Source organism: Bradyrhizobium sp. 2TAF24 (genome assembly GCF_052115025.1).
Lineage (GTDB): Bacteria > Pseudomonadota > Alphaproteobacteria > Rhizobiales > Xanthobacteraceae > Bradyrhizobium_A.
This window is the reverse complement of the sequence record NZ_JBFRFW010000001.1, coordinates 333,653-356,931: the sequence shown is the minus strand read 5'-3', so window position 1 is coordinate 356,931 and position 23,279 is coordinate 333,653. Positions and strand designations below refer to the sequence as shown.

Here is a 23,279-nt window from a genome sequence, read left to right as displayed (position 1 = left end):
CACCACCGGCGCGGTCACTTGTCCTTTTTGTGCTTCCGCTTCTTTTTCTTGCCGTGCTCGTCGTCGCCTTCGTCGTTTTCGTCGTCGTCATCGACGTCGTCGAATGCCGCGGCCTCGGCTTCGGCCCGCGCTGCCTGCTCGCGCGCTTCTCGCTCCTGGATCTCGCGCAGCCGCGCCTCTTCCTCGTCGTGGGCGCGCTGCTCCTGATAGGCCTCCCACTCGCGGAAGATCAGGTGCAGCCAGGGACGGATCTCGTCCATGGTCGGCAGCGTACCGGCAGGGCCGCGTGGGCCTGCCTCGCCGCGGGGGCCGCGTTCGCCCTGTGGCCCTTGCGGACCGGCGGCGCCGTGTGGGCCGGGCTTGCCCGGAGGCCCGGCTTCGCCACGGGGACCGGCAGCTCCCGGCTTGCCCTGCGGGCCCGCCGCACCGCGCTTGCCCTGCGGACCGTCCTTGCCGCGCAGCCCGTCCGGACCACGCTTGCCGATGTGGCCCTGTGGTCCCGGCTTGCCCGGCACGCCGGCATTGCCGCGGGGGCCCTGCGGTCCTGGTTTGCCTTGCGGTCCCGAAGGGCCGGCCGGTCCGCGCCGGCCTGCCGTTGCGTTGTCGTCAGCCACGTCTCACCTCCGCACGGTGTCAGTCCCTCCGTCTCTTAACAGACGGGTTATGACGGATTCAATTCAAGTCCTGCGCCTTGCATGGGGACAAGGCCGGAAATTCGGTGGCTCTGCGTCATGCATCTGCCGATGTGCTGCGGATCATGGCGGCCACGGCGCCGACCACGACGGCGACGCCGAGGCACCAGAACCCGATCTTGGCGTAGAGCAGCGCCGCGAGTGCGCAACCGGCGCCGAAGCTGACGAGGGTCAGCACGAGGCGGCGGAAGCGCGCACGAACCGCCGCAGCCTGCGCCGGATCGCCGCCGCCGACGAGGTCGACCGCATCGAGCGTCGCCTGCACCGTCGAGCCGGTCATCATGGTGGTCGGCGGCAGGTTGGCGAAATGGACGCGCTGCACCGCGTTCTGCAGCGCCATCGCCGCGATGCCGCTGAAGCCGGTGAGCAGCGCCGCCGGCGTGTTGGGATCGGGGAACGGTCCGTAGAGCACGGCAAGCAGGAAGAACGCGAGCAGCATCACAACCTTGGCGGCGAGCAGAATGCGTTGCGCCGGCAGCTTGCGGGCCTGCAGCGCACGGCCGGCGATGCGTGCCAGCGCCACGACGGCGACGAATTCGGGCAGCGCCAGCACCTTGCCGATGATGCCATGGCTGCCATGGACCAGCGCCGCGCCGAGCGTGACAAAGTTGCCGGTGACATGGGCGACGAACAGGCCCTGCAGGCCGAAAAAGCCGGCGGCATCGACGAAGCCGCCGTTGAACGACAGCAGCGCCACCATGACGGTCTGTGTGTCGGGTCGTTTCATCCTGCCTCCATGTGGTTCGCCGTACGCACACTGCTGCCACCGCAGTTCGGGCCATGGGGCCGGTGCGCTGCGTGCGGTGCCCTACAGCTGCGTCTTGTAGGCAGCTTCGATCTCGGCCTGCGGCGTCGGGGCGCCGAGATTGGTCTGGTCGTAGATGACCTCGGCGATGCTCGGGAACGAGGCGCGCGCCACCCGCGCCTCCGGCGCCCACAGCTTCGACCGCATCAGCGCCTTGCCGCAGTGGAAATAGGCCTCGCGCACTGCGACGCGCAACACCGCACGCGGCGGCTTGCCGAACTCCTCCATTGTCGCCAGCAGTGCCGGATCAGCCGACACTGTGCCCTGGCCGCCGACCCGCAACGTCTCGTCGAGACCCGGCACGAAGAAGATCAGTTGCACATAGCCGCTGCCGGCAAGGATGTTCTTGAAGCTGTCGATGCGGTTGTTACCGGCGCGATCGGGCATCAGCAATTCGTCCAGGCCGTTGACATGAACGAAGCCCACGCCGCCGCCACGCGGCGAGGCGTCCACGGTGCCGTCCGGCCCGCTGGTGGCGAGTACGCAGAACGGCGACATGCCAATGAACTTCGCGGAATGGGCATCGAGCGTCGGCCGCTGCTTGGCGATGACCCGCGGGCTCGGGGCCGGATAGACGGTGGCGAGGTTGTCGGAAACGAGGTCGGTCATGGCGGCTCCGCGCGGATGTCGGCTGCGGCGAAGCTAGCATCGGAACCCGACGCCGCAAAGCGTCGGTTGTGAGCGCGCGCACCGTCTCCGGCGGTGTTGCCGGCGGGTCGCGTTGCCATCTTTTCCAGACTAGGATGCGCGGAGCCAGACGGCGGGGATCATCAGGAGATTGCCATGTGCCGCAACATCAAGACCCTGTTCAATTTCGAGCCACCCGCCACCGAGGACGAAATCCATGCTTCCGCACTGCAGTTCGTGCGCAAGCTGTCGGGCTTCAACAAGCCGTCGCAGGCCAATGCCGAAGCGTTCGATCTCGCCGTGCAGGAGGTGAGTGAAGCGGCGCGGCGGCTGCTGGCGTCGCTGCACACCCATGCCCCGGCACGTGACCGCGAGGTCGAGGCCGAGAAGGCACGGGAGCGGTCGCGGGCGCGTTTTGCCTGACACAGGCCGGAAACGCAAAACGCGCGGCGAGGCCGCGCGTTTGTCGTTGTCATTGCCCTCCATAGGGGCAGTCCGGGCGCTCACAGCGCCCGGTTGCTCTCCTTGACCTTGTCGGCGTCGAGATAGACCTCACCGCCCATCTTGCGGAACTTGTCGCTCATCTCCGCCATGCCGTCGGCGATGGTGCCGGACACCGACATCCCGACCGAGTTCGGATCGTTCAGCGTGGCGGCGTAGTCGCGCACGTCCTGGGTGATCTTCATCGAGCAGAACTTCGGGCCGCACATCGAGCAGAAGTGCGCCACCTTGTGCGCTTCCTTCGGCAGGGTCTCGTCGTGGAACGCCATCGCGGTGTCCGGATCGAGGCCGAGGTTGAACTGGTCCTGCCAGCGGAAGTCGAAGCGGGCGCGCGACAGCGCGTCGTCGCGCAGCTGCGCCGCCGGATGGCCCTTGCCGAGATCGGCGGCATGGGCCGCGATCTTGTAGGTGATGACGCCGGTCTTGACGTCGTCGCGGTTGGGCAGGCCGAGATGCTCCTTCGGCGTGACGTAGCACAGCATGGCGCAGCCGAACCAGCCGATCATGGCGGCGCCGATGCCCGAGGTGATGTGGTCGTAGCCCGGCGCGATGTCGGTGGTCAGCGGTCCGAGGGTATAGAACGGCGCTTCGCCGCACTCCTTGAGCTGCTTGTCCATGTTGATCTTGATCTTGTGGATCGGCACGTGGCCGGGTCCCTCGATCATCACCTGGCAGCCCTTTTTCCAAGCGATCTGGGTGAGCTCGCCGAGCGTCTCCAGCTCGGCGAACTGGGCGCGGTCGTTGGCGTCGGCGATCGAGCCCGGACGCAGGCCGTCGCCGAGCGAGAACGACACGTCATACCTGCGCATCAGGTCGCAGATCTCGTCGAAGCGCTCGTACAGGAAGCTCTCCTTGTGGTGCGCGAGGCACCACTTGGCCATGATCGAGCCGCCGCGCGACACGATGCCGGTGACGCGGTTCGCGGTCAGCGGCACGTAGGCGAGGCGCACGCCGGCATGGATGGTGAAGTAGTCGACACCCTGCTCGCACTGCTCGATCAGGGTGTCCTTGTAGACCTCCCAGTCCAGCTTGACCGGGTCGCCGTTGACCTTCTCCAGGGCCTGGTAGATCGGCACGGTGCCGATCGGGATCGGCGCGTTGCGCAGGATCCACTCGCGGGTGGTGTGGATGTTGCGGCCGGTCGAGAGGTCCATCACGGTGTCGGCGCCCCAGCGGATCGCCCACACCATCTTGTCGACCTCTTCTTCGACCGACGAGGTCACCGCCGAGTTGCCGATATTGGCGTTGATCTTGGTCAGGAAGTTGCGGCCGATGATCATCGGCTCGAGTTCGGCATGGTTGATGTTGCAGGGGATGATGGCGCGGCCGCGGGCGATCTCCGAACGCACGAACTCGGGTGTGATGAACGCGGGCACCGCGGCGCCGAAGCTCTCGCCGTCGGCGAGGGCAGCTTCCGCACGCTCGAGCTGCTGTTTGCGGCCGAGGTTCTCGCGCTCGGCGACGTAGATCATCTCCTTGGTGATGATGCCGGCGCGGGCGAATTCGATCTGGGTGATCATGTGGCCGTCGAGGCCGCGCAGCGGCCTGTGATGGGCCTTGAAGGCGGCCGCGGCATGGGCAGCGCCGACATTGCCGTTGTCCTCGGGCTTGATGATGCGGCCGTCATACTCCTCGACGCCGCCGCGCTCCTTGACCCAGGCGGAACGCGTGCGGGCGAGGCCGGCGTTGACGTCGATCAGCACCGACGGGTCGGTGTAGGGGCCGGACGTATCGTAGACCGGCAGGTTGGGCTCGCCGGCGCCTTCCGACAGGATGATCTCGCGCAGCGGCACGCGCAGGTCGGGCGCCGCCTCCGGCGTGACATGGATCTTCTTCGACGACGACAGTGGGCCGGTGGTGACGGCCGCTCGGGTAGCATCGGGATTGGGGCGAATGTTCATGGCATCCTCCTTGAAATTCTCAAAATCTCTTAAGCGGGCTGGGACACGTGATCGAGCCAGGCGCGCACCCGCGCGTCCGGATCGGTGTTCTGGGTGACGTCGCTGACGACGGCGATGGAATCGGCGCCGGCGGCAAAGATCTCGGCGGCGTGCTCGAGCTTGATGCCGCCGATCGCGACCAGCGGAATGGCGCCGACGCGCTTCTTCCATTCGGTGATCTTGGAAATGCCCTGCGGCGCGAAGCGCATTGCCTTCAGCGTCGTGAAGAAGATCGGGCCGAGCGCGACATAGTCGGGCTGATGGCGCAGGGCATTGTCGAGCTCGGCGTCGTCGTGGGTCGACAGGCCGAGCGTCAGCCCTGCCGCCTTGATCGCCTTGACGTCGGCGTCGGCGAGATCCTCCTGGCCGAGATGGACATGCTCGGCCCTGGCGTCGATCGCCGCGCGCCAGTAGTCGTTGACCACGAGCTTGAGGCCGGTGCCGTGGGTCGCGGCAAGGGCCTCGCGCACCAGCGCCAGCGCGTCGGCGTCGCCAAGGTTCTTGGCGCGCAGCTGCACGGTGCCGACGCCGAGCGCGGCGAGGCGCTTGACCCAGGCGAGGCTGTCGACGACGGGATAGAAGCGGTCAGGATACGGCATGCCAGAACGGAGTCCCGATGACAGGGGTGGAGGGGGAAGCGAAGTCGCGGGCGCCCATCAGGCCGGCCTCGAAGCCGGTGCGACCGGCCTCGATCGCCTTGCGGAACGCACCCGCCATCGCCACGGGATCGGCGGCCTTCGCCACCGCGGTGTTGAGCAGCACGGCGTCGAAGCCGAGTTCAAGCGCCTCGGCGGCATGCGACGGCGCGCCGATGCCGGCGTCGACCACCAGCGTGATGTCGGGCAGGCGCTGGCGCAGCAGCTTCAGCGCGTCGCGGTTGGTGATGCCGCGTGCACTGCCGATCGGCGACGCCCAGGGCATTACCACACGGCAGCCGGCGTCGACGAGGCGCAGCGCGACGCCGAGATCCTCGGTGCAATAGGGGAAGACCTCGAAGCCGTCCTTGATCAGGATGGTCGCGGCTTCGACCAGGCCGACCACGTCAGGCTGCAGCGTCTCGTCGTCGGCGATCACTTCGAGCTTGATACGGTTGGTATCGAACAGCTCGCGAGCGAGCCTGGCAGTGGTCACCGCCTCGCGGACGCTCTTGCAGCCGGCTGTGTTGGGCAGCACCGTCACGCCGAGCTCGCGGATCAGCGACCAGAATGCCTCGCCAGTCTTGCCGCCCGAGCTTTCGCGGCGCACGGAGACGGTGACCATCTCCGAGCCAGACGCGCGGATCGCCGCCTGCATGATCGCCGGCGAAGGATACAGCGCCGTGCCGATCAGCAGGCGCGAGGAGAGTTCGGTGTCGTAGAATTTGACCATGGTGTTATCCGCCCTGGCGCGGCGTCAGGATCTCGACCTGGTCGCCATCGTTCAGTGTCGTCTCGGCCCAGCGGCTGCGCGGCACCACGTCGTAGTTCACCGCGACCGCGAGGTGGTTGCCGGTGTAGTCGAGTTCGCCCAGCAGCGCGTCGACGCGCGTCGCCTGCGTCTGTGTGCGCTCGCCATTGACAATCAGGAACATGTCATCACCTCGTTGTCGATCTCGCCGCGCGCGACATAGGCCGCGGTCAGCTCCGCGAGCGCCGGGGCCAGCAGGAAGCCGTGGCGGTACAGGCCGTTGACGGCGATGGTGTTATCCTTGACGGCGATGCGCGGCAGGTTGTCGGGAAAGGCTGGGCGCAGGCCGGCATTGACCTCGAGGATGCGCGCCTCACCGAACGCCGGATGCACGGCGTAGGCAGCGCTCAGCAGTTCCAGCGCGGAGCGCACGCTGACGCCGCGGTCCTCGCTCTCGATCGACGTGGCGCCGATCATGAAGCGGTTGTTGTCGCGCGGGATGACATAGAGCGGCCAGCGCGGGTGCAGGAAGCGGATCGGACGCGCCAGCCTCACCTCGTCAGTCTCGACCAGGATCATCTCGCCCTTGACGCCGCGCAGATCCGGCGAAACGTCGCGCGCGGCAAGGCCGCGGCAGTCGATCGTGAGATCGGCGGACGTTTCGGTGCGCTCGGTCTCGAAGCGGATCGTCACGCCCATGGCGGCGAGACGGGCATGCAGCTGCGGCAGCACGCGCCGTGGCTCGACATGGCCTTCGTCGGGGAAAAACAGCGCGTCGCGGAAGCGGCCGTCGAGCGAGGGCTCGATCGCATTGACGCCGTCGGCGTCGAGCCGCTGGTGATGGCTGGTGAGCCGCGCGAAACGCTCGAAGTCGGCGCGGTCGCGCGGATGCGCCACCACCAGCGAGCCGTTGAACGGCGTGTCCGGCAGTTCTTCGCGCCACAGGTCGAGGGCGCGGACGCCGAGCCGCACGATGACGGGTTCCGACGATTCGGCCTCGCACCACGGCGCCAGCATGCCGCCGGCGACATGGCTGGTTGCGGCGGTCAGCGCCGCGGTGTCGCGCTCGTAGATCGTCACCTGGCAGCCGGCTTTTGCCAGCATCAGCGCCTGCCAGGTGCCGGCTACGCCCGCGCCGATGATATCGACGGCGAGGCCGTTGGACGCGCGAATCGACGATGTGCGTGAAGCTGAAGCGGTTTGAACCATCCCTGTCCCTTCGCCGGCATGACCCGGATCAGGTTCAAAGGGTCACCGCGCCATCTGCGGTATCTCAGCTCCTTGCCGGAGCCCCCCTCGGAACTGCCGCCGATATTAGTCTGCTGTCACAAAAGGTCAACCGCATGGCCGGATCGCGTCAGGCGCAGGAGCATCGCCCGGGCCGCGCGCGGATGCGCTGTGCGACGCACAAACCGCGTGGTGGCGCGTCACGCCTGTAGGAGTGGCCTGATCAGCGTGCGGGTGTATCGATAACGTGCAGCACCAGCGGCATTTTGCGCTGGCGTTTCGCGGCATAGTAGTAGCCGCCGGCATAGTAGGACACCGCGCGGTCGTGATTGCCGTTGGCCGTGCGGTAGGCGCCGGCGAGATAGCGGATGCCGTAGGTGAGATTGGTCTCGGGATCGCGCAGCCCTTCGGCGGTGCCGCTGTAACCGAGGCTGCGCGCGGTGCCGAGCTTGATCTGCATCAGTCCGATGGTGCCGCCATGGCCGATCAGGTTGGGCTGATAGCGGCTCTCGCGCTTGATCACGCGATGGACCAGCGCCTCGGGTATGCCGTTGGCGGTGGCGTGGTTGGCGATGATGGCGTCGTAGGGGCGGCTTTGTGCGACGGACGCGTGCTGTCGCACACCGCGCTTCTGCGGAACGTCCTGCGGCTCGGGCACTTCCTGCGCCTGGGGCGCCTCCTGCATCTGCTGCCCGTCCTGCGCCTGCGGAGCATCTTGCGCCTGGGCCGGTCCGATCGCCGCGAGGGCCAGGCAGGTGACGAGGCCGAAGAGAGGCGAGGGCAGCAAGCGCATGGTGAATTCCGGAACTGCAGGTGGTCAGGCGGCGCGGAGCCGGCGATTTCGCGGCGGATGTGTCAGCCATTCGTGGCAATGATGGGGCCGGTCGCTCTGGCGAAGCTTGTGCTCCGTCAGCGCGCTGCCCTGCTTTACAGCGGCCTTTGCCGCTGAAATCGACAGATTGCGGGCCGCGGTTTACCCGAAATTATGTGTTCGCTGCTTGGGTTCCACCGTGCCGACGGCGAGAATCCGCAAAATCCATGACCGTGACCAGCCTGGAGAATGTACCGCAGAGTCGACTGCTGGCGTGGCCGCCGTTCTGGCTGATGCTGGCCGCGGGGGCGAGCGTGCTGGTGATGGCCATGGGCAGCAGCCTGCTGGTCGACACCGATACCTACTGGCAGGTCAAGGTCGGGCAGTGGATTCTCGAGCATCGCGCGGTTCCACTGGTCGACGTCTATTCCCTGACCAGGGCCGGTGAGGCCTGGGTCTCGTCGTCGTGGTTGTCCCAGGTGCTGTTCGCTGCGGCCTATGCGATTGGCGGCTGGGCCGGCGTGGTGCTGCCGTGTGCACTGGCGCTCGGCATCACCGTCGCGTTGCTCATTCGCTCCCTGACACAGCGGTTGCCGCTGGCCTATGCCTGCTTCGTCACGGCCCTGGCGTTCGCGCTGTCGTCGCCCCACTTCTTCGCGCGCCCTCATCTGCTCGCCATGCCAGTGATGGTGGCGTGGGTGGAGGGGCTGGTGACGGCTTCGGATCGCGGCGCGCGGCCGTCGTTTGGACGGCTGCCGCTGCTTGTGTTGTGGGCCAACCTGCATGGCAGCTTTGTTCTGGGCCTCGCCCTGATCGGCCCGTTCGCACTCGATGCGGTCTGGAATGTCGAAGCGGCAAAGCGCAAGCCGTTGGCGCTGGGCTGGGCGCTGTTCGGGGGCGGTGCGCTGCTCGCGTGCGGCCTGACACCGTATGGCTGGGGCGCACTGCTCGCGTCACACAAGATTCTCAGCCTCGGCGCGCTGCTGCCGCTGATCGCGGAATGGGCGCCGTTCAGCTTCGCCGATTTCAGCCTGTTCGAGGGTTGCCTGCTGGCGCTGGTCGGATGTGCGCTGTCCGCGGGCGTCAAGCTATCACCGCCACGCATCCTGCTGGTGCTTGGTCTGCTGCACATGGCGCTTGGGCATGTGCGTAATGTCGAGGTGTTCGCGCTGCTGCTGCCGCTGGTGCTGATGACGCCGCTGGCGAACCGCTTCGCGGCAGCCTTGGGGCGCTCGCATCCGGCGCAGCCGTTCTCCTGGAGCGGGTCGGCTATCGTCGTCGGCGTCGCAGCGCTGATGATCGGTGGAGCGGTGGTCGCCCACCAGATCCGGCCGCCACGGGAGCAGCAAAGCGCCGACATCGTCGCAATGCTGCGGGACGTCGGGGCAAGGCGCGTGTTCAACGAGCATGGCTTCGGCGGATACATGATCTGGTCCGGCCTGCACCCCTTCATCGACGGCCGCGCCGAACTCTATGGCGAGACGTACGGGCTGGACTATTCCAGGGCCGTGTCACTGCAGGAGCCTGATGTACTGTTCCGCCTGCTCGACGGCTATGACATCGATGCCACCGCTCTTGATGCCAACGCGCCTGCGGTGCGTGTGCTGGACCGCCTCGATGGCTGGCGGCGGCTTTATGGCAATGATTTCATGGTGATCCATATCCGTACGCGCGCGCGGGACGGGGAGACGCCGCCGCGGGCGGGAGCGCCGTCGCCCGCACGCTGACGGCAATTTTCCCTGCATCATCAGAGGCCTCGTTCGCGCGCGACGAGGTGTGCCCGGAGGCCGGTTTACTTGAAATTATCGGTTGGCTGATTGGATCCGGCCCGATTGCCCGATCTTTCCATGCCCACGGGGGCCTTATGAGCGTCACCAGTCTCGACAGCCTGCGCACGGCCCGCGCATTTGCGTGGCCGCCGGCGTGGTTCTGGCTCGCCGCCGCCGCGGCGATGATGGTGGTGCTGCTGACGCCCAAGCTGCTGTTCGACAGCGATACGTTCTGGCAGATCCGGGTCGGTGAGTGGATTCTCGCCAACCGCGCCGTACCCTACGTCGACATCTATTCGCTGACGAAGGCCGGACAGCCCTGGATGTCATCGTCCTGGCTGTCGCAGGTGCTGTTTGCCGCAGCCTATGCCGTCGCGGGCTGGAGTGGGGTGATTTTGCTCTGCGCGCTCGCGCTCAGTCTTGCCGTCACCGTACTGACGCGCGTTCTCGGGCAGCGGCTGCCGCCGACCTACGCCTGCTTTGTCGCCACCATGGCGTTCACGTTGTCGTCGTTTCACTTCTTCGCCCGTCCGCATGTGCTGGCGATGCCGGTGATGGTGGCATGGGGGGCCGGGCTGATCGCCGCGGCCGACCGCGCGGAGCGGCCGTCGTGGCGTCTGTTGCCGCTGCTGGTGCTGTGGACCAACCTGCATGGCAGCTTCGTATTCGGCGTGATGCTGGTCGGACCGATCGCGCTCGATGCCTTGTGGCATGCGCCGTCAGAGCGTCGTCGTCAGCTGTTCGCGCAATGGGCGGTGTTCGGGCTGTGCTGTCTCGCGGCATGCTGCGTTACACCCTATGGCTGGAACTCGCTGCTTGCGGCGCATCGGATTCTCGATCTCGGTGAACTGCTGCGTGTGATCTCGGAATGGCGGCCGGTCGATGTCTCTGTGTTCGTCATGTTCGAGGGGGCGCTGCTGGCGTTGATCGGCGCGGCGCTCTATTTCGGTGTTCGGTTGCCGCCGACCCGTATCCTGCTGGCGCTCGGCCTGCTGCACATGGCGTTGGCCCATATGCGCAACATCGAGGTGTTCGTGCTGCTGTTGCCGATCGTGGCGCTGACGCCGGTGGCGGATCAGTTCGGCCTTGCGCTGCGCCCTGAGGCTCGGTCAAGTCGTTTCGGCCTGCTGCCGGCAACCGCGGTCGCCGCGATCGCGCTCTGCCTGTTCGCGACAGTGCGGGACATTCGGGTACCGGAAGAAGAGAACTACGCGTCTGCGGTCGCCGCCCTGCGCGAACACAACGCCAGGCGGGTGTTCAACGACTACGGTTTTGGCGGCTATATGATCTGGGTCGGCATGAAGCCGCTGATCGACGGCCGCGCGGAGCTGTATGGTGAACGTTTCGCGCTCGATCACTGGAATGCACTGCTGCTCAAGGATCCCGACGCCTTCTTCCGCATCGTAGAAACCTACGACCTCGACGCCGCCGTGTTCTATGCCGGCACGCCGCTCGGTCTTCTGATGGAGCACGTCGAGGGCTGGAAGAAGGTTTTCAGCAACGACCTCGCCGTTGTCTATGTCCGCACAGGGCCGGTCACCGGCCGGATTCGCGCCAAGGCCACCTGATCTCTGGCATAGCCCGTTCGTGCGTGCGGCTATTCGGCAGCGCGATCGAACGGTGCCACACGCGGCAGCACGATCTGGATCTGGGTACCGCTGCCGACGGTCGACTCGAGGCCGATCCGGCCGCCGAGCCGGTTGGTGACGAGATTGTAGACGATGTGCAGTCCGAGCCCGGTGCCGCCCTGGTTGCGCTTCGTCGTGAAAAACGGATCGAACGCATGCCGCCGCACGTCCGGTGACATGCCGCGCCCGTTGTCGGCGAACAGGACCTCGACGCTGTCGCTCGCCGGGCCGCGAACCTTGACGTCGATCTGGCCTGGCTGCCCTTCCGGGAAGGCGTGGATCACCGCGTTCAGGAACAGGTTGGTCAGGATCTGGCCGTAGGAGCCGGGATAGCTGTTCAGCACCAGCCCCGGTTCGCAGTCCACCGTCAGGTTGACATTCTGCCGGCGCAGGCCCGGGCGCAGGCTGGTGATGATCTGCTCGGTCAATTCGCGAATGTCGAACTCGCGCCGCTCCGTGAAATTACGGTCGGTTGCGACCTGCTTGAACGACTGGATCAGCTCGGCGGCGCGGTTGAGGTTGTCCATCAGCTGGGTTGTCGCTTCGCCGGCCATCTTCAGGAAGTTGGTGAGGCTCGACTTGCGCAGCTCGCCGCGCTCGACCTCCTCGGCGAACAGGCGCGTCTGGCGCTGCAGCGATGATGCGACGGTCAGGCTGATGCCGACCGGATTGTTGACTTCGTGGGCGACGCCGGCGACGAGGCGTCCGAGCGCCGCCAGCTTCTCGGCTTCCACCAGCGAGTTCTGGGTCTCGCGCAGATCGCGCAGCGCGGTTTCGGCGGCGTCGCGCGCCTCACGCATCTCCTGCTCGACGCGCTTGCGGTCCCCGATATCGAGGGCGACCGTCACGATGAAGCGGATGTTGCCGTCATCGTCGACGATCGGGACCTTCTTGGCCATCCACTGCCGGGCAGTGCCTTTCGAGTCGAGGTATTCCTCCTCGTAGAAGCCGAGCTCCTGCCGGCTCTCCAGCACGCGGCGGTCGTTGGCGTCGGTCTTGGCCGCGCCATAGCGTGACATGATCTCGCTTGTGGTGCGGCCGAGCGCATCCTCCGGCGCGATGTTGAAGATCCGCGCCATGTAGCGGTTCATCAGTACATAACGCAGTTCGGTATTCTTCACATTGATGACGGCCGGAACGGTGTCGATCACCTCTTGCAGGCGCTGGCGGCTTTCGGCGAGCGCTGCCTCCGACGATTTTTGTGCGGTGATGTCGCGCACCGTGCCTTCATAACGGATGATGCGCCCGCCAGCGTCGCGTACCGCGGCGGCGCTGTCCGACAGCCAGAGAACGGTGCCGTTCGATTGGCGGACCTGGTATTCGAATTCCCGGACGATGCCGTCGCACTCCATCAGCCGCTGGTACTCGGCTCGCTTGTCGGGATCGACATAGACCCGGGTGGCGATGTCGGCGGCGGCCGCAATCAGGTCTTGCGGGGTCGGATAACCCATCATGCGGGCGAGCGCGGGGTTGGCGTTGAGCAACTGGCCGGCCGGTGTCGTGACATAGATGCCGTCGACGGAATTCTCGAACAGCCAGCGATAGGTCTCCTCGGTGTGGGGAAGCGTCGGCCGCGCGGGTCCGGTCATCGCTCGGATGATACCGCGCAAGGTTCGTCCGGCGGACAACAGCAGTGAAGAAAACCAGGAGGTCATCGAAGAAACCGCGATGCGCAGCACGTGCCAGCAGGGATCGGTGTCGGCCGACGGCGCAATCATAGCGTGTCTTTTGTCGCAATGAACACCGGTTTTCGGCGTGGGCCGAGACGGCGCCGTGCAGGAAAGGTTACCGCGACAAAAAAGGGCGCCCCAGCGGGGCGCCCTTCACGCGCTTTGGTCCCAAGAATGGGGTCAGTGCGCCTTGACCAGCGGACAGCCGCCCTTGTCGAGGGGGCGGAACGCCTGGTCGCCCGGGACGGTCGCCAGCAGCTTGTAGAGATCCCAGTCGCCCTTGGATTCTTCGGGCTTCTTGACCTCGAACAGGTACATGTCGTGCACCATGCGGCCGTCCTCGCGGATGTGACCGTCGCGGGCAAAGAAGTCGTGGATCGGCGTCGCCTTCATCTGCGCCATCACCTTGGTGGTGTCGTCGGTGCCGATGGCGTCGATGGCCTTCAGGTAGTGCATGGTGGCCGAGTAGAGGCCGGCCTGGATCATGGTGGGCATGTGGCCGACCTTTTCCATGAAGCGCTTGGAGAACGCCCGCGTGTCGTCGTCGCGGTCCCAGTAGAACGCATCGGTCAGGATCAGGCCCTGGCCGTCCTTCAGGCCAATGCCGTGCACGTCGGTGATCTCCAGCAGCAGCGCGATCAGCTTCTGTCCACCTTTCATCAAGCCGAACTCGGCGGCCTGCTTCAGCGCGTTGGTGGTGTCGCCGCCGGCATTGGCGAGCGCGACCACCTTGGCCTTGGACGCCTGCGCCTGCAGCAGGTAGGACGAGAAGTCCGAGGAGTTGAGCGGATGGCGGACGTTGCCGAGCAGCTTGCCGCCGGTGTCCTTCACCACGTTGGAGGCATCACGCTCCAGCGCGGCGCCGAAGGCATAGTCGGCGGTGATGAAGAACCAGCTGTCCTCGCCCCGCTGGACCATGGCGCGGCCGGCCACATTCGACAGCGCGTAGGTGTCGTAGGTCCAGTGCACGGTGGTCGGCGAGCATGCCGGGCCGGTCAGGTCGGAGGTGCCGCCACCGGAATTGATGAACACCTTGTTCTTGTCGCGGGTGAGTTGCTGGATCGCCAGCGCGACCGACGATGTCGGCACGTCGAACACCGCATCGACCTTCTCGTTGTCGAACCAGTTGCGGGCGATGCCGACGCCGACGTCCGGTTTGTTCTGATGGTCACCGGATACGATCTGGATCGGCTTGCCCTTGACCTTGCCGCCGAAATCCGCGGCGGCCATCTCGACCGCGATCAAGGAGCCCTTGCCGGTGGCGTCGGCATAGAGGCTCGACATGTCGGTGAGGACCCCGATCTTGACCACGTCGTCAGAGATCTGGGCCCGGGCGGCGATCGAGGAACTGGCCAGCGCCATGGTGGCGGCGCAGCAGGCGGCGACGAGCGACTTCATTTCAGCGTTCTCCCTCTTGGGGCCGCGCTTGGGCATCGGGCGTCCGGAGACCTGCGCGGCTTGTTGTGCGGCGATCCTGCCCAGCTTCGTTGCGGGCAGCAAGCGCAAAACTCGGTCATCCATATGATCGGATTGATATTCCGCTTCGCGGTCGATGGCGGAGCTAGGCCGCGGATTTGCGCTCCGCGCCGCGGGGCAGCACGATGCGTACCGTCAATCCGGTGGGCTCGCGGTTGAGCAGCGAGAGCATCCCGTTGTGTGCGGTAACAATGGCCCGGGCGATCGACAGCCCAAGGCCAAAGCCGGTGGATTCGTCCATGTTGCGGGCCTCGTCGCCGCGCACGAAAGGTTCCAGCATCGCCGCCTTGCGGGCGTCGTCGATTCCCGGACCGTCGTCCTCGACCTCGATGATGGCCTGCTGGTCGGAGATGCCGAGGTTGATGTTGATGACGGTGCCGAAGCGCACCGCGTTCTCGACCAGATTGGTGACGGCGCGGTGCAGATCGTCCGGCCGTGCGACGATGGTCGCACGGGCCGGACCGCGATAGCTGACCTTGTGGCCGAGATCGGAGAACTGGTCGCAGATCAGATGCAGCATTGCGGTCAGATCGACCAGCGTCACCGATTCCCGTGTATGGTCGTTGCGCAGGAACGACAGCACGGACTCCAGCATCGCGCGCATCTGGTCGAGGTCGATGAGTGTCTGCCGGCGGTGGATCTCGTCTTCGATGAATTCGGAGCGCAGCCGCAGTCGGGTGATCGGTGTGCGCAGGTCATGGCTGATCGCCGCCAGCATCCGTGTGCGGTCGTTCATCAGCGTAGTGATGCGCTCGCGCATGCGATTGAGCGCCCGCGCCAGCGAACGGATTTCCTCGGGGCCGCTTTCCGCGAGGGGGGGCGCGGTGCTGTTGAGACTGAAGTTTTCGGCCGCGGTCGCAAAGGTCGACAACGGCGCGCCCAGCGCGCGGGCCGCCCACAGGCCGAGCAGGGTGAAGCTGACAAGGACGAACGGCAGCATCACCGCCCACGGCATCGCGAGCCAGGGCGGCGAGCGGTCCATCCCGAGCCGCGCGGTCAACAGGGCGCCGTCGGGCAGGCGGATGCCGACGTGGTTGTCCGGACCTGGCAGCATGAAGGCATGAAAGCCGGGTGCAAGCCGTAACGGGTAACCCGGGGGCGGCTTGACCGGATCGTTGTGCGCCGCCTCGGGATTGGGTCTGGACAGGTCGATCGCCAGCAGCGGGAAGGCCCGGCGGACATCGTCGAGGACGCGCGGGCGATCGGGCAGGGGCGTCGCGCTGATCAGTTGCGCCAGCGTGCCGAGTTCGCGCCGCGGCCGCTCCGGCGCCGGCTGTGAGTTGGTGCGGTGGAAAAAGAAGAACGCCGTGACCATGAGCTGGCCCGTGATCAGCAACGCGGCCACCAGCATCGCGATCTGGCCGCTGATCCGGCGAACGCTGAAGAAGGCAAGAAACTGCCGGATCGCGGTCACGAGGGGTCCACCACCGGAGTGAACAGATAGCCGCCGGAGCGCACCGTCTTGATGATGTCGGTCTCGCCCGGGCCGCGCTCCAGCTTGCGGCGGATCCGGCTGACCAGCACATCGATGCTGCGCTCGAACGAGCCCGAGGCACGGCCCTGCGTCAGGTCGAGCAGGTTGTCGCGCGACAGCACGCGGCCGGGACGCTCGCAAAACGCCTGCAGCAGATCGAACTCCGCGCTGGTGAGTGCGACGCGGGCGCCTTCCGGGTTGCGCAGCTCACGCAGCCGCAGGTCGATGCGCCAGCCGAGAAAGCCGAGCGCGGTGGTGCCCTTGAGGGAGCTGGCAGTCACCGCTGCGGCCTGGCGGCGCAGCACCGCGTTGATGCGGGCGAGCAGTTCGCGCGGGTTGAATGGTTTGCCGAGATAGTCGTCCGCCCCCATCTCCAGGCCGACGATGCGATCGACATCCTCGCCGCGGGCGGTGAGCATGATGACGGGAAGCTGGGACGACGCGCGCAGCCGGCGGCACAGGCTGAGGCCGTCTTCGCCGGGCAGCATCAGGTCGAGCACAATGAGGTCGACGCGGCTGTTGGCGATGTGTCGATCCATCTCGTGGCCATCGGCGGCGACCATCACGTTGCAGCCATTGGCCCGCAGGTAACGGGCGATCAGCGCTCGCGTTTCGCGATCATCCTCGACGACGAGAATGTGCGGTGGAACGGTCGCCATTGTCGGTCCTCGCTCCGGTTTCACCTGCGTCGCGGATAGATGCATGGTCGTTTGTGTCCAAATGTTTCTGGAGCGCCGCCCGCAACATGCTGCAATATCGGACGGCGACTCGACAAGCGCGCATCTCTACATAACAGACCGGGCCCTGGGCCAGCGTGTCCGCGCCGGATACTAAGCCGCTGCGTTCACAGCGCGGTGATGCGCGTGGTCGCGCGGGAACCCGCGGTAAGGGGCGCGCCGACGGCCTCTCAAGGTGCCGGAAGATCAAGGTGCCGGAAGAGCGGTGACGGTGACGCGCGTGGAGCCGGTGGCTTCGGTGATGATCCGCAGCGTTTCGTTGTCGAATGCGACCTCGACAAGGCGGATGCTGTCGATTCCGGTGCGAACCTTGACCCCGTCCGTGCCGGTCTGGAAGTCCGCCAGCGCGGCCTCGATGCGCTGGCGGGCGTTGGCGGCGAATGGTTTCAGGTCGATGGTGGCCTTCTCCGCCAGCATGTTGCGCAGGTATGGTTCCGCGGCTCGTGCAGCCGGCCCGAGCAGGCCGAAGGCCGCCTTGGATTCCACCGCCAGCTCGATGTCGGTCAGCCGCAGGATTTGCTTTGCCTGATCGAGGGCGGGGCGGCCCCACACATGTACAGTCGCCTGGGCACCGAGGCTGAAGATGCTCTTGGTCTCGGCAGCGTCGACGTCGAGCGAGATCAGCAGCCGGTCGCCGGATGGGGTCACCGAGGCACTGCGCACGGTGACGGCCACTGCGCTGTCGCCGTTCTCGGGCAACGTCCGCCCCTTCAACTGCGCATTGACGATCGCGTTGACCTCGCTGAACGGCAGGTCGATCGGCACGCCGATGGCCATGCTGCCATTGTTGATCGGCGGCACGATGTCGAGCAGCGCCGGGAACGGGCAGGTGGGTGTCGTCTTGGTCGGCAGGATCCGCGTCTCGGCCTCGACGCCGAGCGTCAGGATGAGGTTCGCGGCGTCGAGACGCGGCTGGGCCGCGACGGCCTTGGTGGGGCGCATCTCGAGGAACAGGTCCGGCAGGTTGGGCGCTGCTCGTGGCAGCGGGATGGAGCGGCACATCTTGGTCCATTGCTGCCGCGCGTTCTGCTCCAGCACCGGGTCGTTGCGGACCCGTTGCTGGATGGCGGCGACCTGCTCGCCGACCAGCTTGTCCAGCACCGGCTTGACCTGGGCCGGGACGCCGATCCGTATGCCGCCAGCGGTGATGCCGGTGTCGCCGACGGTGACCTGCGCGGCAAGGTTGGGTTCGATCCGCCAGTGTTCGGTCAGCAGCGGCCGCGAGGTGACGGTGACGTTGCCGCGGATGTCGGCGTCGGCGTTGACGGACTTGATCGCGATGTTGCCGAGCTGCTTGCCGATGTTGCCGCCGATCAGGCCGCCGAGCGCGTTTGCGGCGTTGGCCGACAGCGAGCCGGTGACGTTGAGCTTGCCGGTGAGGGGAGCCGTGATGGTGAGCTGGTTGTTGGCGCCGGTCGCCGCGATCGGACCGCGCTCGGCGGTCCAGTTGATGTCGGCGTTCTGCAGGATCTGTCCGACCGGGTTGTCCGCCTTGCCGGTGAAGTTGCGCGGCGCGGCGCGCTCGGCGGCGGTACGAATGGCCTCGAACGAGATCGCGACCGGCGCGATGATCCGGGATGTCCGCGTCGGCGGCGGCAACGGCGGCAGTTTGACCAAAACAGGTACGACGCTGCCCGGCGGCGGCGACACAAAGTTCATCACCTTGAGGCTGACGATGAACGAGATGGCGAGCGCCGCCAGTCCGAGCAGCAGTGTCTTGACGCGCATGGGGTCCCCGACCAAGTGAAGGTTCGAAGACTAGCGCGTCCCGTGGGCGTCGAGATACCGTTTTGTCGGCAAGCCGGTGTGTCGTGAAGCTGCGAGGTCGTACATGTCGCCGGTCGGAGGTTGCCAGCGTGGCCGCGACGACGATCAGCCCCGCGGCATGGTCGCCGTGGAGGCATGGCGCTCGGCAGGCAGCACCACGACCCTGGTGCCGACGCTGGCGCGGCCGTAGAGGTCGATGACGTCGTCGTTGGTCATGCGGATGCAGCCCGACGAGACATGTCCGCCGATGGTCGACGGATTGTTGGTGCCGTGAATGCGGTACGCCGTACCGCCAAGGTACATGGCGCGCGCACCGAGCGGGTTTTGCGGGCCGCCGGCGACGAAGCGCGGCAGATAGGGCTGGCGCGCCAGCATCTCCGCGGGCGGCGTCCAGTCGGGCCATTCCGCCTTGCGCGTGATTGCCTGGGTGCCCGACCAGGTGAAGCCTTGCCGGCCCACACCGATGCCATAGCGAAGGGCCCGGCCGCCGCCGAGCACGTAATAGAGATAGGTGTTGGAGGTGTCGATCACGATCGTGCCCTGCGTTTCGCGGGTCTGGTAGGCGACGATCTGCCGCTTGAAGCGGGCCGGACGCTCGGCGACGACGGCATCTGCATCGGCCTCGATCTGTGGCGTGGCCTGCGGTTCTGCCGGCATGGCGATCGGCGGTGCGATCGGCAGAGGCAGCGGCAACAGCGGAAAGGGCGTCAGCGGTCCCGCGCCCGCCGGCACGGCGGCGCCGAAGAGGCCGGCGGCAAGCAGTCCGGCCATGACGCTGCGGCGCATGTGAAGTGATGCTGCGATTGTGGTGAACGAGCGAACCTGCAGTCCATGCCAGTGGGTCATCGCGCTCTCCCTGCCTTTTGCGGTTGGTGTGGGCGGGAGCGCGAAGGTTCAAGCGAATGGCATGGTCGTGCGGCGTCTCGGCTAGTGTCCCGGTTCGCAAGTTCGTTGCAGTTGCAGCTACTCCGGTACGAACTTGCGAACCGATCAGGACACTCGAAATCCTATCTTGCTCATGTCCTTGTCGAATCCGAAGTTCACGAAAGCGCTCGCCGCGAAATCGAGCGAACTTCGGATTTGGGACACTAGAACAGTCCGAGCACGATCGCGCCGACAAAGGCGAGCGCGGCATAGGCGACGATCAGGTTGAACCGGCCGGTGAAGGTCATGGAGAGGTCTCCCTGTTCCGACATCGTGGCCTTGGGATCCGAAGCTCGGTCTGCCACAGCGGCAGTGCCCATTACGCACCAGGACTGTCCGTGTTCCCGCGGCTTCGGAATCCGGCGCTCGTCAACGCCGCAGCCGGCGAAAGGTTGCAATCGCTTGGTATGGTAAAAAATCCATAAAAACAACGTGTTGAAGAGTCCTTAAGTAAATTCGCCGAACGTGCGCGCATGACGCGCGGAGTTCGTTTGTATCTCGTCGGCTCCATCGTCCTCGTATCCCTCGCGGGCTGTGGCCGTGGTTTCTTCCAGACCGCGGAGCGGGAAGCCTGGCGGCACGAGGCCGAATTGGCATGCCTGAAATCCGGCGCGGTGCGCGAGACCGCGGGCCTGGTGCGCATCGATCCGATCAGCGGGCCGGGTGTGTGCGGCGCCGACTTTCCTCTCAAGGTTGCTGCGCTCGACAGCGGCAGCGCCACCGGTTTTGCCGACGAGATTCGCCCGCCGGGCGGCATTCCAAACGGCCAGCCGCGCTGGCCGATCTCCCAATCCCCGCAGCCGTCGGGCTATCCGGCCGCTGCGCCGGCGAACGGCGCCTATCGAACGCAGCCGTCGATGAGCGGTGGCGGACAGGGGCCGGTTTCGCTGCGTGCACCGGGCGTTGCATCGTCCTCGGGCGATGAGATCGAGCTGCCGGCGGAGGGGAGCCCCGAGGCGGCGATGCCGGCCGATGGCGGCCAGCGCTATGCGCGGCCGAACTATTCGCCGGGGCGTGAGCCTCAGGCCGAAGCGCCGCTGCCACGGCTCGGCACGGCGCAGCCGCCGCCGGTCGCCGCGATCGGTCCCGTGGCGGTCAAGCCGGCCGCGACACTCGCCTGCCCGATCGTGTCGATGCTCGACCGCTGGATCGCCGACAGCGTACAACCGGCGGCGATGCGCTGGTTCGGCGCGCCGGTAGTCGAGATCAAGCAGATCTCGGCTTATTCCTGTCGTGGCATGAACGGCAATCCCAACGCCCACATCTCCGAGCATGCGTTCGGCAATGCGCTCGATGTCGCCGGCTTCACGCTGGCCGACGGCCGGCGGATCCTGGTCAAGGACGGCTGGCGCGGGCTTGCGGAGGAGCAGGGCTTCCTGCGCGACGTCCAGGGCGGCGCATGTCAGCTGTTCAATACCGTGCTGGCGCCGGGCTCGAACGTCTATCACTACGACCACATTCATGTGGACCTGATGCGGCGCGCCAGCGGGCGCATCATCTGCCAGCCGGCGGCGGTGGCTGGCGACCAGGTCGCCGCGCGCGCCATGCAGCGCAGCGGCAGCTATGCTGCCCGCGATGTCGGTGTCACCGGATCGATCTCGCGCCAGATGCGCAGGATCTTCTCCGGCAAGCTGTCGAAGGACGATGAGGCGACGATCGAGGACGAGTCGCGGATTCGCGATTCCGACCGCTGAACGGTCAGCGCTTCGTCCCGGCGCCGTACGCCGCCATGAACATCCGCACCGCGCTGTCGATGACGTAGGCAATGCGCTCGCGCGACGGCGAGGGCGTAGTCTGGAACACGAACGGCAGGAATAATGTCGCCTGGCAGCTCTTCAGGAACTGCTCGGCGGCGAGTTCGTGGTCGTCGATGGCGAGGATTCCCGCCTTGGACTGGGCGGCGAGGTATTGGGCCAGGCGGTTGATGCTGCCGGCGATGATGGTCGAGTAATAGCGGCGGCCGATCTCGGGCATCCGTTCGGCGATCGCCATGATGGTGCGCACCGCCGAGCCGCCGTCCGGCCGGCACAGCAGTTCCATGTAGGCCATGCCGAACCGGCGCAGCGAGCCGGGGACGTCATGATCATCGAGATCGATATCGGCGCCGATCCGGCCGTGGATCTGGGCGATCTCCTCGACGATGGCCTGGAACAGCGCGCACTTGTCGGCAAAGTAGACGTAGAGGGTGCCCTTGGAGACGCCGGCCGTCCTGGCGATTTCCCCCATGCTGGCGGCATCGAACCCGAATTCCATGAACATCCGGCGCGCGCCGTCCAGGATCTGGCGGCGCTTGGACGAATCCTCCTCGACGGCGGGAACTTTGAGCGCGACGGGGGTGGTCATGGGAGCGGTCGGCCTCTTGTCTGAGCGGTAGCAACGTTTAGGTAGCAGGATGCCGCTATGGTCCTGGACAGCCTATCGGAGGCTTCCTTGCTCCTGACAGCGGTTTCCTGGAAGCGTCCTAAGAAAGTTATGTTGACCGAACCGTTCGGTCAATGGTAATTTGACTTGATGGCGCATTGCAGCAACCGGCGCTGTGGGGGCGTTGGATCGTCGGCTTTGCGCGAGTCGATTTCCAATCGGATGCAAGAACAAGGAGGCCTTCATGGCCGCTGGACGTGACCAAACTGCCCGGATCGTTCGTCCGGACTCCGATGTCGCCCCGTTCGACCCCCACGCCTCCACCCGGCCGCAAGCCGAGGCGCGCCAGGACGCCGCCCCCGACCGCAACACGCCAGCTCCCGCGGCCGAGGCGCCGGTGGCTGCAGCCGCCGCCGTTCAGGCAGCGCCGGCCGCTCCGAATCGCCGCAGGCTGGTGCTGATGGGCATTGCCGCGGTGCTCGCGATCGCTGCCGTGTCCTATGGCAGCTATTACGCGCTGGTGGGGCGCTTCATCGTTACCACCGACGACGCCTATGTCCGTGCCAACAACACCCTGATCGGCGCCCGTGTCGCTGGCCACATCGCCCGCATCGCCCCCAAGGACAACAGCCGCGTGCGCGCCGGCGATGTGCTGATCAAGATCGACGACGGCGATTACAAGATCGCAGCGGACTCCGCGCGCGCCAAGATCGCGACCCAGGAAGCGACCATTGCCCGCATCGGCCGCCAGGCGGACGCACAGGTGAGCATGGTCGAGCAGGCCCGCGCCCAGCTGGAATCGAGCCAGGCCGCCGCCAAGCGCGCTCAGTTCGATTTTGACCGCCAGTTGCAGCTCAGCGACAAGGGTTTTGCCTCGAAGGCGACGTTCGAGCAGTCGCAGGCGACGCGCGACCAGTCGGTCGCTGCGGTGCAGAGCGCGCAGGCGGCGCTGGTTGCGGCCGAGCGCAACGTCGATGTCATCAAGGCCCAGCAAGTCGAGGCTCAGCGCCAACTCGGGGAATTGCAGACCTCGCTCGCCAAGGCCGAGCGTGATCTCGCCTTCACCGAGGTGCGCGCGCCGGTGGACGGCACGTTCTCCAATCGTCTCGTCAACGAGGGCGACTATATCCAGGTCGGCCAGCGTCTCGCCAATGTCGTGCCGCTCGACGACGTGTTCATCGACGCCAACTTCAAGGAAACCCAGCTCGGCCGCCTCAAGCCCGGCCAGCCGGTGAGCTTGACTGTCGATGGTGTCAGCGGCCGCAAGATCGAAGGCACCGTCGAGAGCCTGTCGCCGGCGTCCGGCTCGGTGTTCACGCTGCTGCCGCCCGACAACGCCACCGGCAACTTCACCAAGATCGTGCAGCGCGTGCCTGTGCGCATCCGTGTTCCGGCCAACGTGGCGCGCGAGAACCTGCTGCGCGCCGGCATGTCCGTGGTCGTCCACATCGACACCCGCGCGGCCGACTGACGCGAGCGGAGCG

20 protein-coding genes, 1 pseudogene and 1 riboswitch are annotated in these 23,279 nt (G+C 66.5%); of the genes and pseudogenes, 5 read left to right on the top strand and 16 right to left on the bottom strand.

Annotation, left to right across the window (positions count from 1 at the left end; genetic code table 11):
• Positions 1–14: 14 nt before the first annotated feature.
• From AB4Z37_RS01535 to AB4Z37_RS01525, 3 genes are all read right to left on the bottom strand, one after another.
• Entirely contained in the window at positions 15–614 is a 600-nt protein-coding gene (locus AB4Z37_RS01535; RefSeq protein ID WP_441514906.1) for a collagen-like protein, read from the bottom strand.
• Between the two features lie 115 nt (positions 615–729).
• The gene (locus AB4Z37_RS01530; RefSeq protein WP_441514905.1) at positions 730–1,419 is read right to left on the bottom strand and encodes a YoaK family protein; all 690 of its coding nucleotides are present in this window, start codon (positions 1,417–1,419) and stop codon (positions 730–732) included.
• Between the two features lie 81 nt (positions 1,420–1,500).
• Positions 1,501–2,106, bottom strand: a complete 606-nt coding sequence (locus tag AB4Z37_RS01525) for an MSMEG_1061 family FMN-dependent PPOX-type flavoprotein (RefSeq protein WP_441514904.1) — start codon at positions 2,104–2,106, stop codon at positions 1,501–1,503.
• A 174-nt stretch (positions 2,107–2,280) separates the two neighbouring features.
• Here AB4Z37_RS01525 and AB4Z37_RS01520 point away from each other — a divergent pair, with 174 nt between their 5' ends.
• Positions 2,281–2,547, top strand: coding sequence for a DUF2277 domain-containing protein (locus tag AB4Z37_RS01520; protein ID WP_441514903.1), 267 nt, complete (start codon positions 2,281–2,283; stop codon positions 2,545–2,547).
• Positions 2,548–2,627: 80 nt separating this feature from the next.
• Here AB4Z37_RS01520 and thiC read toward each other — a convergent pair whose 3' ends face one another.
• The 6 genes from thiC to AB4Z37_RS01490 all read right to left on the bottom strand — a co-directional run bounded on the left by thiC (position 2,628) and on the right by AB4Z37_RS01490 (position 7,971).
• The gene (gene thiC / locus AB4Z37_RS01515) at positions 2,628–4,526 is read right to left on the bottom strand and encodes a phosphomethylpyrimidine synthase ThiC (RefSeq protein WP_441514902.1); all 1,899 of its coding nucleotides are present in this window, start codon (positions 4,524–4,526) and stop codon (positions 2,628–2,630) included.
• A 29-nt stretch (positions 4,527–4,555) separates the two neighbouring features.
• Positions 4,556–5,164: a thiamine phosphate synthase gene (locus tag AB4Z37_RS01510; protein WP_441514901.1), complete on the bottom strand. Its 609-nt coding sequence runs from the start codon at positions 5,162–5,164 to the stop codon at positions 4,556–4,558.
• Positions 5,151–5,933: a thiazole synthase gene (locus tag AB4Z37_RS01505; protein ID WP_441514900.1), complete on the bottom strand. Its 783-nt coding sequence runs from the start codon at positions 5,931–5,933 to the stop codon at positions 5,151–5,153. The genes AB4Z37_RS01510 and AB4Z37_RS01505 overlap by 14 nt, the downstream gene beginning before the upstream one ends.
• A 4-nt stretch (positions 5,934–5,937) precedes the next feature.
• Positions 5,938–6,135, bottom strand: a complete 198-nt coding sequence (gene thiS / locus AB4Z37_RS01500; protein WP_441514899.1) for a sulfur carrier protein ThiS — start codon at positions 6,133–6,135, stop codon at positions 5,938–5,940.
• Positions 6,126–7,160 (bottom strand): glycine oxidase ThiO, encoded by a 1,035-nt coding sequence (gene thiO / locus AB4Z37_RS01495; protein WP_441514898.1) that lies wholly within the window; start codon positions 7,158–7,160, stop codon positions 6,126–6,128. The genes thiS and thiO overlap by 10 nt, the downstream gene beginning before the upstream one ends.
• Positions 7,148–7,258, bottom strand: a riboswitch (TPP riboswitch). (Overlaps the previous gene by 13 nt.)
• A 143-nt stretch (positions 7,259–7,401) precedes the next feature.
• Complete coding sequence (locus AB4Z37_RS01490; protein WP_441514897.1) at positions 7,402–7,971, bottom strand: lytic transglycosylase domain-containing protein; 570 nt, start codon at positions 7,969–7,971, stop codon at positions 7,402–7,404.
• A 245-nt stretch (positions 7,972–8,216) separates the two neighbouring features.
• Between AB4Z37_RS01490 and AB4Z37_RS01485 the strand changes: the two genes are divergently transcribed.
• Together AB4Z37_RS01485 and AB4Z37_RS01480 are read left to right on the top strand one after the other, a co-directional pair.
• Positions 8,217–9,716 carry a hypothetical protein gene (locus AB4Z37_RS01485; protein WP_441514896.1) on the top strand — a complete coding sequence of 500 codons (1,500 nt, stop codon included), beginning with the start codon at positions 8,217–8,219 and terminating at the stop codon, positions 9,714–9,716.
• Positions 9,717–9,853: 137 nt separating this feature from the next.
• Positions 9,854–11,326, top strand: coding sequence for a hypothetical protein (locus tag AB4Z37_RS01480; protein WP_441514895.1), 1,473 nt, complete (start codon positions 9,854–9,856; stop codon positions 11,324–11,326).
• A gap of 29 nt (positions 11,327–11,355) precedes the next feature.
• Here the strand turns inward: AB4Z37_RS01480 and AB4Z37_RS01475 are convergent.
• From AB4Z37_RS01475 to AB4Z37_RS01450, 6 genes and pseudogenes are all read right to left on the bottom strand, one after another.
• Positions 11,356–12,939: pseudogene (locus AB4Z37_RS01475) on the bottom strand (PAS domain-containing sensor histidine kinase); the annotation flags it as partial.
• Positions 12,940–13,236: 297 nt separating this feature from the next.
• Positions 13,237–14,454: an ABC transporter substrate-binding protein gene (locus AB4Z37_RS01470; protein ID WP_441514894.1), complete on the bottom strand. Its 1,218-nt coding sequence runs from the start codon at positions 14,452–14,454 to the stop codon at positions 13,237–13,239.
• A 163-nt stretch (positions 14,455–14,617) separates the two neighbouring features.
• Positions 14,618–15,946 carry an ATP-binding protein gene (locus tag AB4Z37_RS01465; protein WP_441514893.1) on the bottom strand — a complete coding sequence of 443 codons (1,329 nt, stop codon included), beginning with the start codon at positions 15,944–15,946 and terminating at the stop codon, positions 14,618–14,620.
• Positions 15,943–16,665 (bottom strand): response regulator, encoded by a 723-nt coding sequence (locus AB4Z37_RS01460; RefSeq protein ID WP_441514892.1) that lies wholly within the window; start codon positions 16,663–16,665, stop codon positions 15,943–15,945. The genes AB4Z37_RS01465 and AB4Z37_RS01460 overlap by 4 nt, the downstream gene beginning before the upstream one ends.
• A gap of 264 nt (positions 16,666–16,929) precedes the next feature.
• Positions 16,930–18,471 carry a DUF4403 family protein gene (locus AB4Z37_RS01455; RefSeq protein WP_441514891.1) on the bottom strand — a complete coding sequence of 514 codons (1,542 nt, stop codon included), beginning with the start codon at positions 18,469–18,471 and terminating at the stop codon, positions 16,930–16,932.
• A 144-nt stretch (positions 18,472–18,615) separates the two neighbouring features.
• Positions 18,616–19,281: a L,D-transpeptidase gene (locus AB4Z37_RS01450; protein ID WP_441515238.1), complete on the bottom strand. Its 666-nt coding sequence runs from the start codon at positions 19,279–19,281 to the stop codon at positions 18,616–18,618.
• A 626-nt stretch (positions 19,282–19,907) separates the two neighbouring features.
• On the opposite strand from AB4Z37_RS01450, the gene AB4Z37_RS01445 reads away from it, so the two are divergent.
• The gene (locus tag AB4Z37_RS01445; RefSeq protein ID WP_441514890.1) at positions 19,908–21,128 is read left to right on the top strand and encodes an extensin family protein; all 1,221 of its coding nucleotides are present in this window, start codon (positions 19,908–19,910) and stop codon (positions 21,126–21,128) included.
• Positions 21,129–21,132: 4 nt separating this feature from the next.
• Here AB4Z37_RS01445 and AB4Z37_RS01440 read toward each other — a convergent pair whose 3' ends face one another.
• On the bottom strand, positions 21,133–21,777 hold the full coding sequence (locus tag AB4Z37_RS01440; RefSeq protein WP_441514889.1) for a TetR/AcrR family transcriptional regulator: 645 nt from the start codon (positions 21,775–21,777) through the stop codon (positions 21,133–21,135).
• A gap of 262 nt (positions 21,778–22,039) precedes the next feature.
• Here AB4Z37_RS01440 and AB4Z37_RS01435 point away from each other — a divergent pair, with 262 nt between their 5' ends.
• Positions 22,040–23,266 carry an HlyD family secretion protein gene (locus AB4Z37_RS01435; protein ID WP_441514888.1) on the top strand — a complete coding sequence of 409 codons (1,227 nt, stop codon included), beginning with the start codon at positions 22,040–22,042 and terminating at the stop codon, positions 23,264–23,266.
• The last annotated feature ends 13 nt before the right edge of the window (positions 23,267–23,279 follow it).

Coding starts and splice junctions, on each gene's coding strand:
- AB4Z37_RS01530 (WP_441514905.1), bottom strand. CDS start 1,419: ATGAAACGACCCGACACACAGACCGTCATGGTGGCGCTGCTGTCGTTC.
- AB4Z37_RS01525 (WP_441514904.1), bottom strand. CDS start 2,106: ATGACCGACCTCGTTTCCGACAACCTCGCCACCGTCTATCCGGCCCCG.
- AB4Z37_RS01520 (WP_441514903.1), top strand. CDS start 2,281: ATGTGCCGCAACATCAAGACCCTGTTCAATTTCGAGCCACCCGCCACC.
- thiC (WP_441514902.1), bottom strand. CDS start 4,526: ATGAACATTCGCCCCAATCCCGATGCTACCCGAGCGGCCGTCACCACC.
- AB4Z37_RS01510 (WP_441514901.1), bottom strand. CDS start 5,164: ATGCCGTATCCTGACCGCTTCTATCCCGTCGTCGACAGCCTCGCCTGG.
- AB4Z37_RS01505 (WP_441514900.1), bottom strand. CDS start 5,933: ATGGTCAAATTCTACGACACCGAACTCTCCTCGCGCCTGCTGATCGGC.
- thiS (WP_441514899.1), bottom strand. CDS start 6,135: ATGTTCCTGATTGTCAATGGCGAGCGCACACAGACGCAGGCGACGCGC.
- thiO (WP_441514898.1), bottom strand. CDS start 7,160: ATGGTTCAAACCGCTTCAGCTTCACGCACATCGTCGATTCGCGCGTCC.
- AB4Z37_RS01490 (WP_441514897.1), bottom strand. CDS start 7,971: ATGCGCTTGCTGCCCTCGCCTCTCTTCGGCCTCGTCACCTGCCTGGCC.
- AB4Z37_RS01485 (WP_441514896.1), top strand. CDS start 8,217: ATGACCGTGACCAGCCTGGAGAATGTACCGCAGAGTCGACTGCTGGCG.
- AB4Z37_RS01480 (WP_441514895.1), top strand. CDS start 9,854: ATGAGCGTCACCAGTCTCGACAGCCTGCGCACGGCCCGCGCATTTGCG.
- AB4Z37_RS01470 (WP_441514894.1), bottom strand. CDS start 14,454: ATGAAGTCGCTCGTCGCCGCCTGCTGCGCCGCCACCATGGCGCTGGCC.
- AB4Z37_RS01460 (WP_441514892.1), bottom strand. CDS start 16,665: ATGGCGACCGTTCCACCGCACATTCTCGTCGTCGAGGATGATCGCGAA.
- AB4Z37_RS01455 (WP_441514891.1), bottom strand. CDS start 18,471: ATGCGCGTCAAGACACTGCTGCTCGGACTGGCGGCGCTCGCCATCTCG.
- AB4Z37_RS01450 (WP_441515238.1), bottom strand. CDS start 19,281: ATGGCCGGACTGCTTGCCGCCGGCCTCTTCGGCGCCGCCGTGCCGGCG.
- AB4Z37_RS01445 (WP_441514890.1), top strand. CDS start 19,908: ATGACGCGCGGAGTTCGTTTGTATCTCGTCGGCTCCATCGTCCTCGTA.
- AB4Z37_RS01440 (WP_441514889.1), bottom strand. CDS start 21,777: ATGACCACCCCCGTCGCGCTCAAAGTTCCCGCCGTCGAGGAGGATTCG.
- AB4Z37_RS01435 (WP_441514888.1), top strand. CDS start 22,040: ATGGCCGCTGGACGTGACCAAACTGCCCGGATCGTTCGTCCGGACTCC.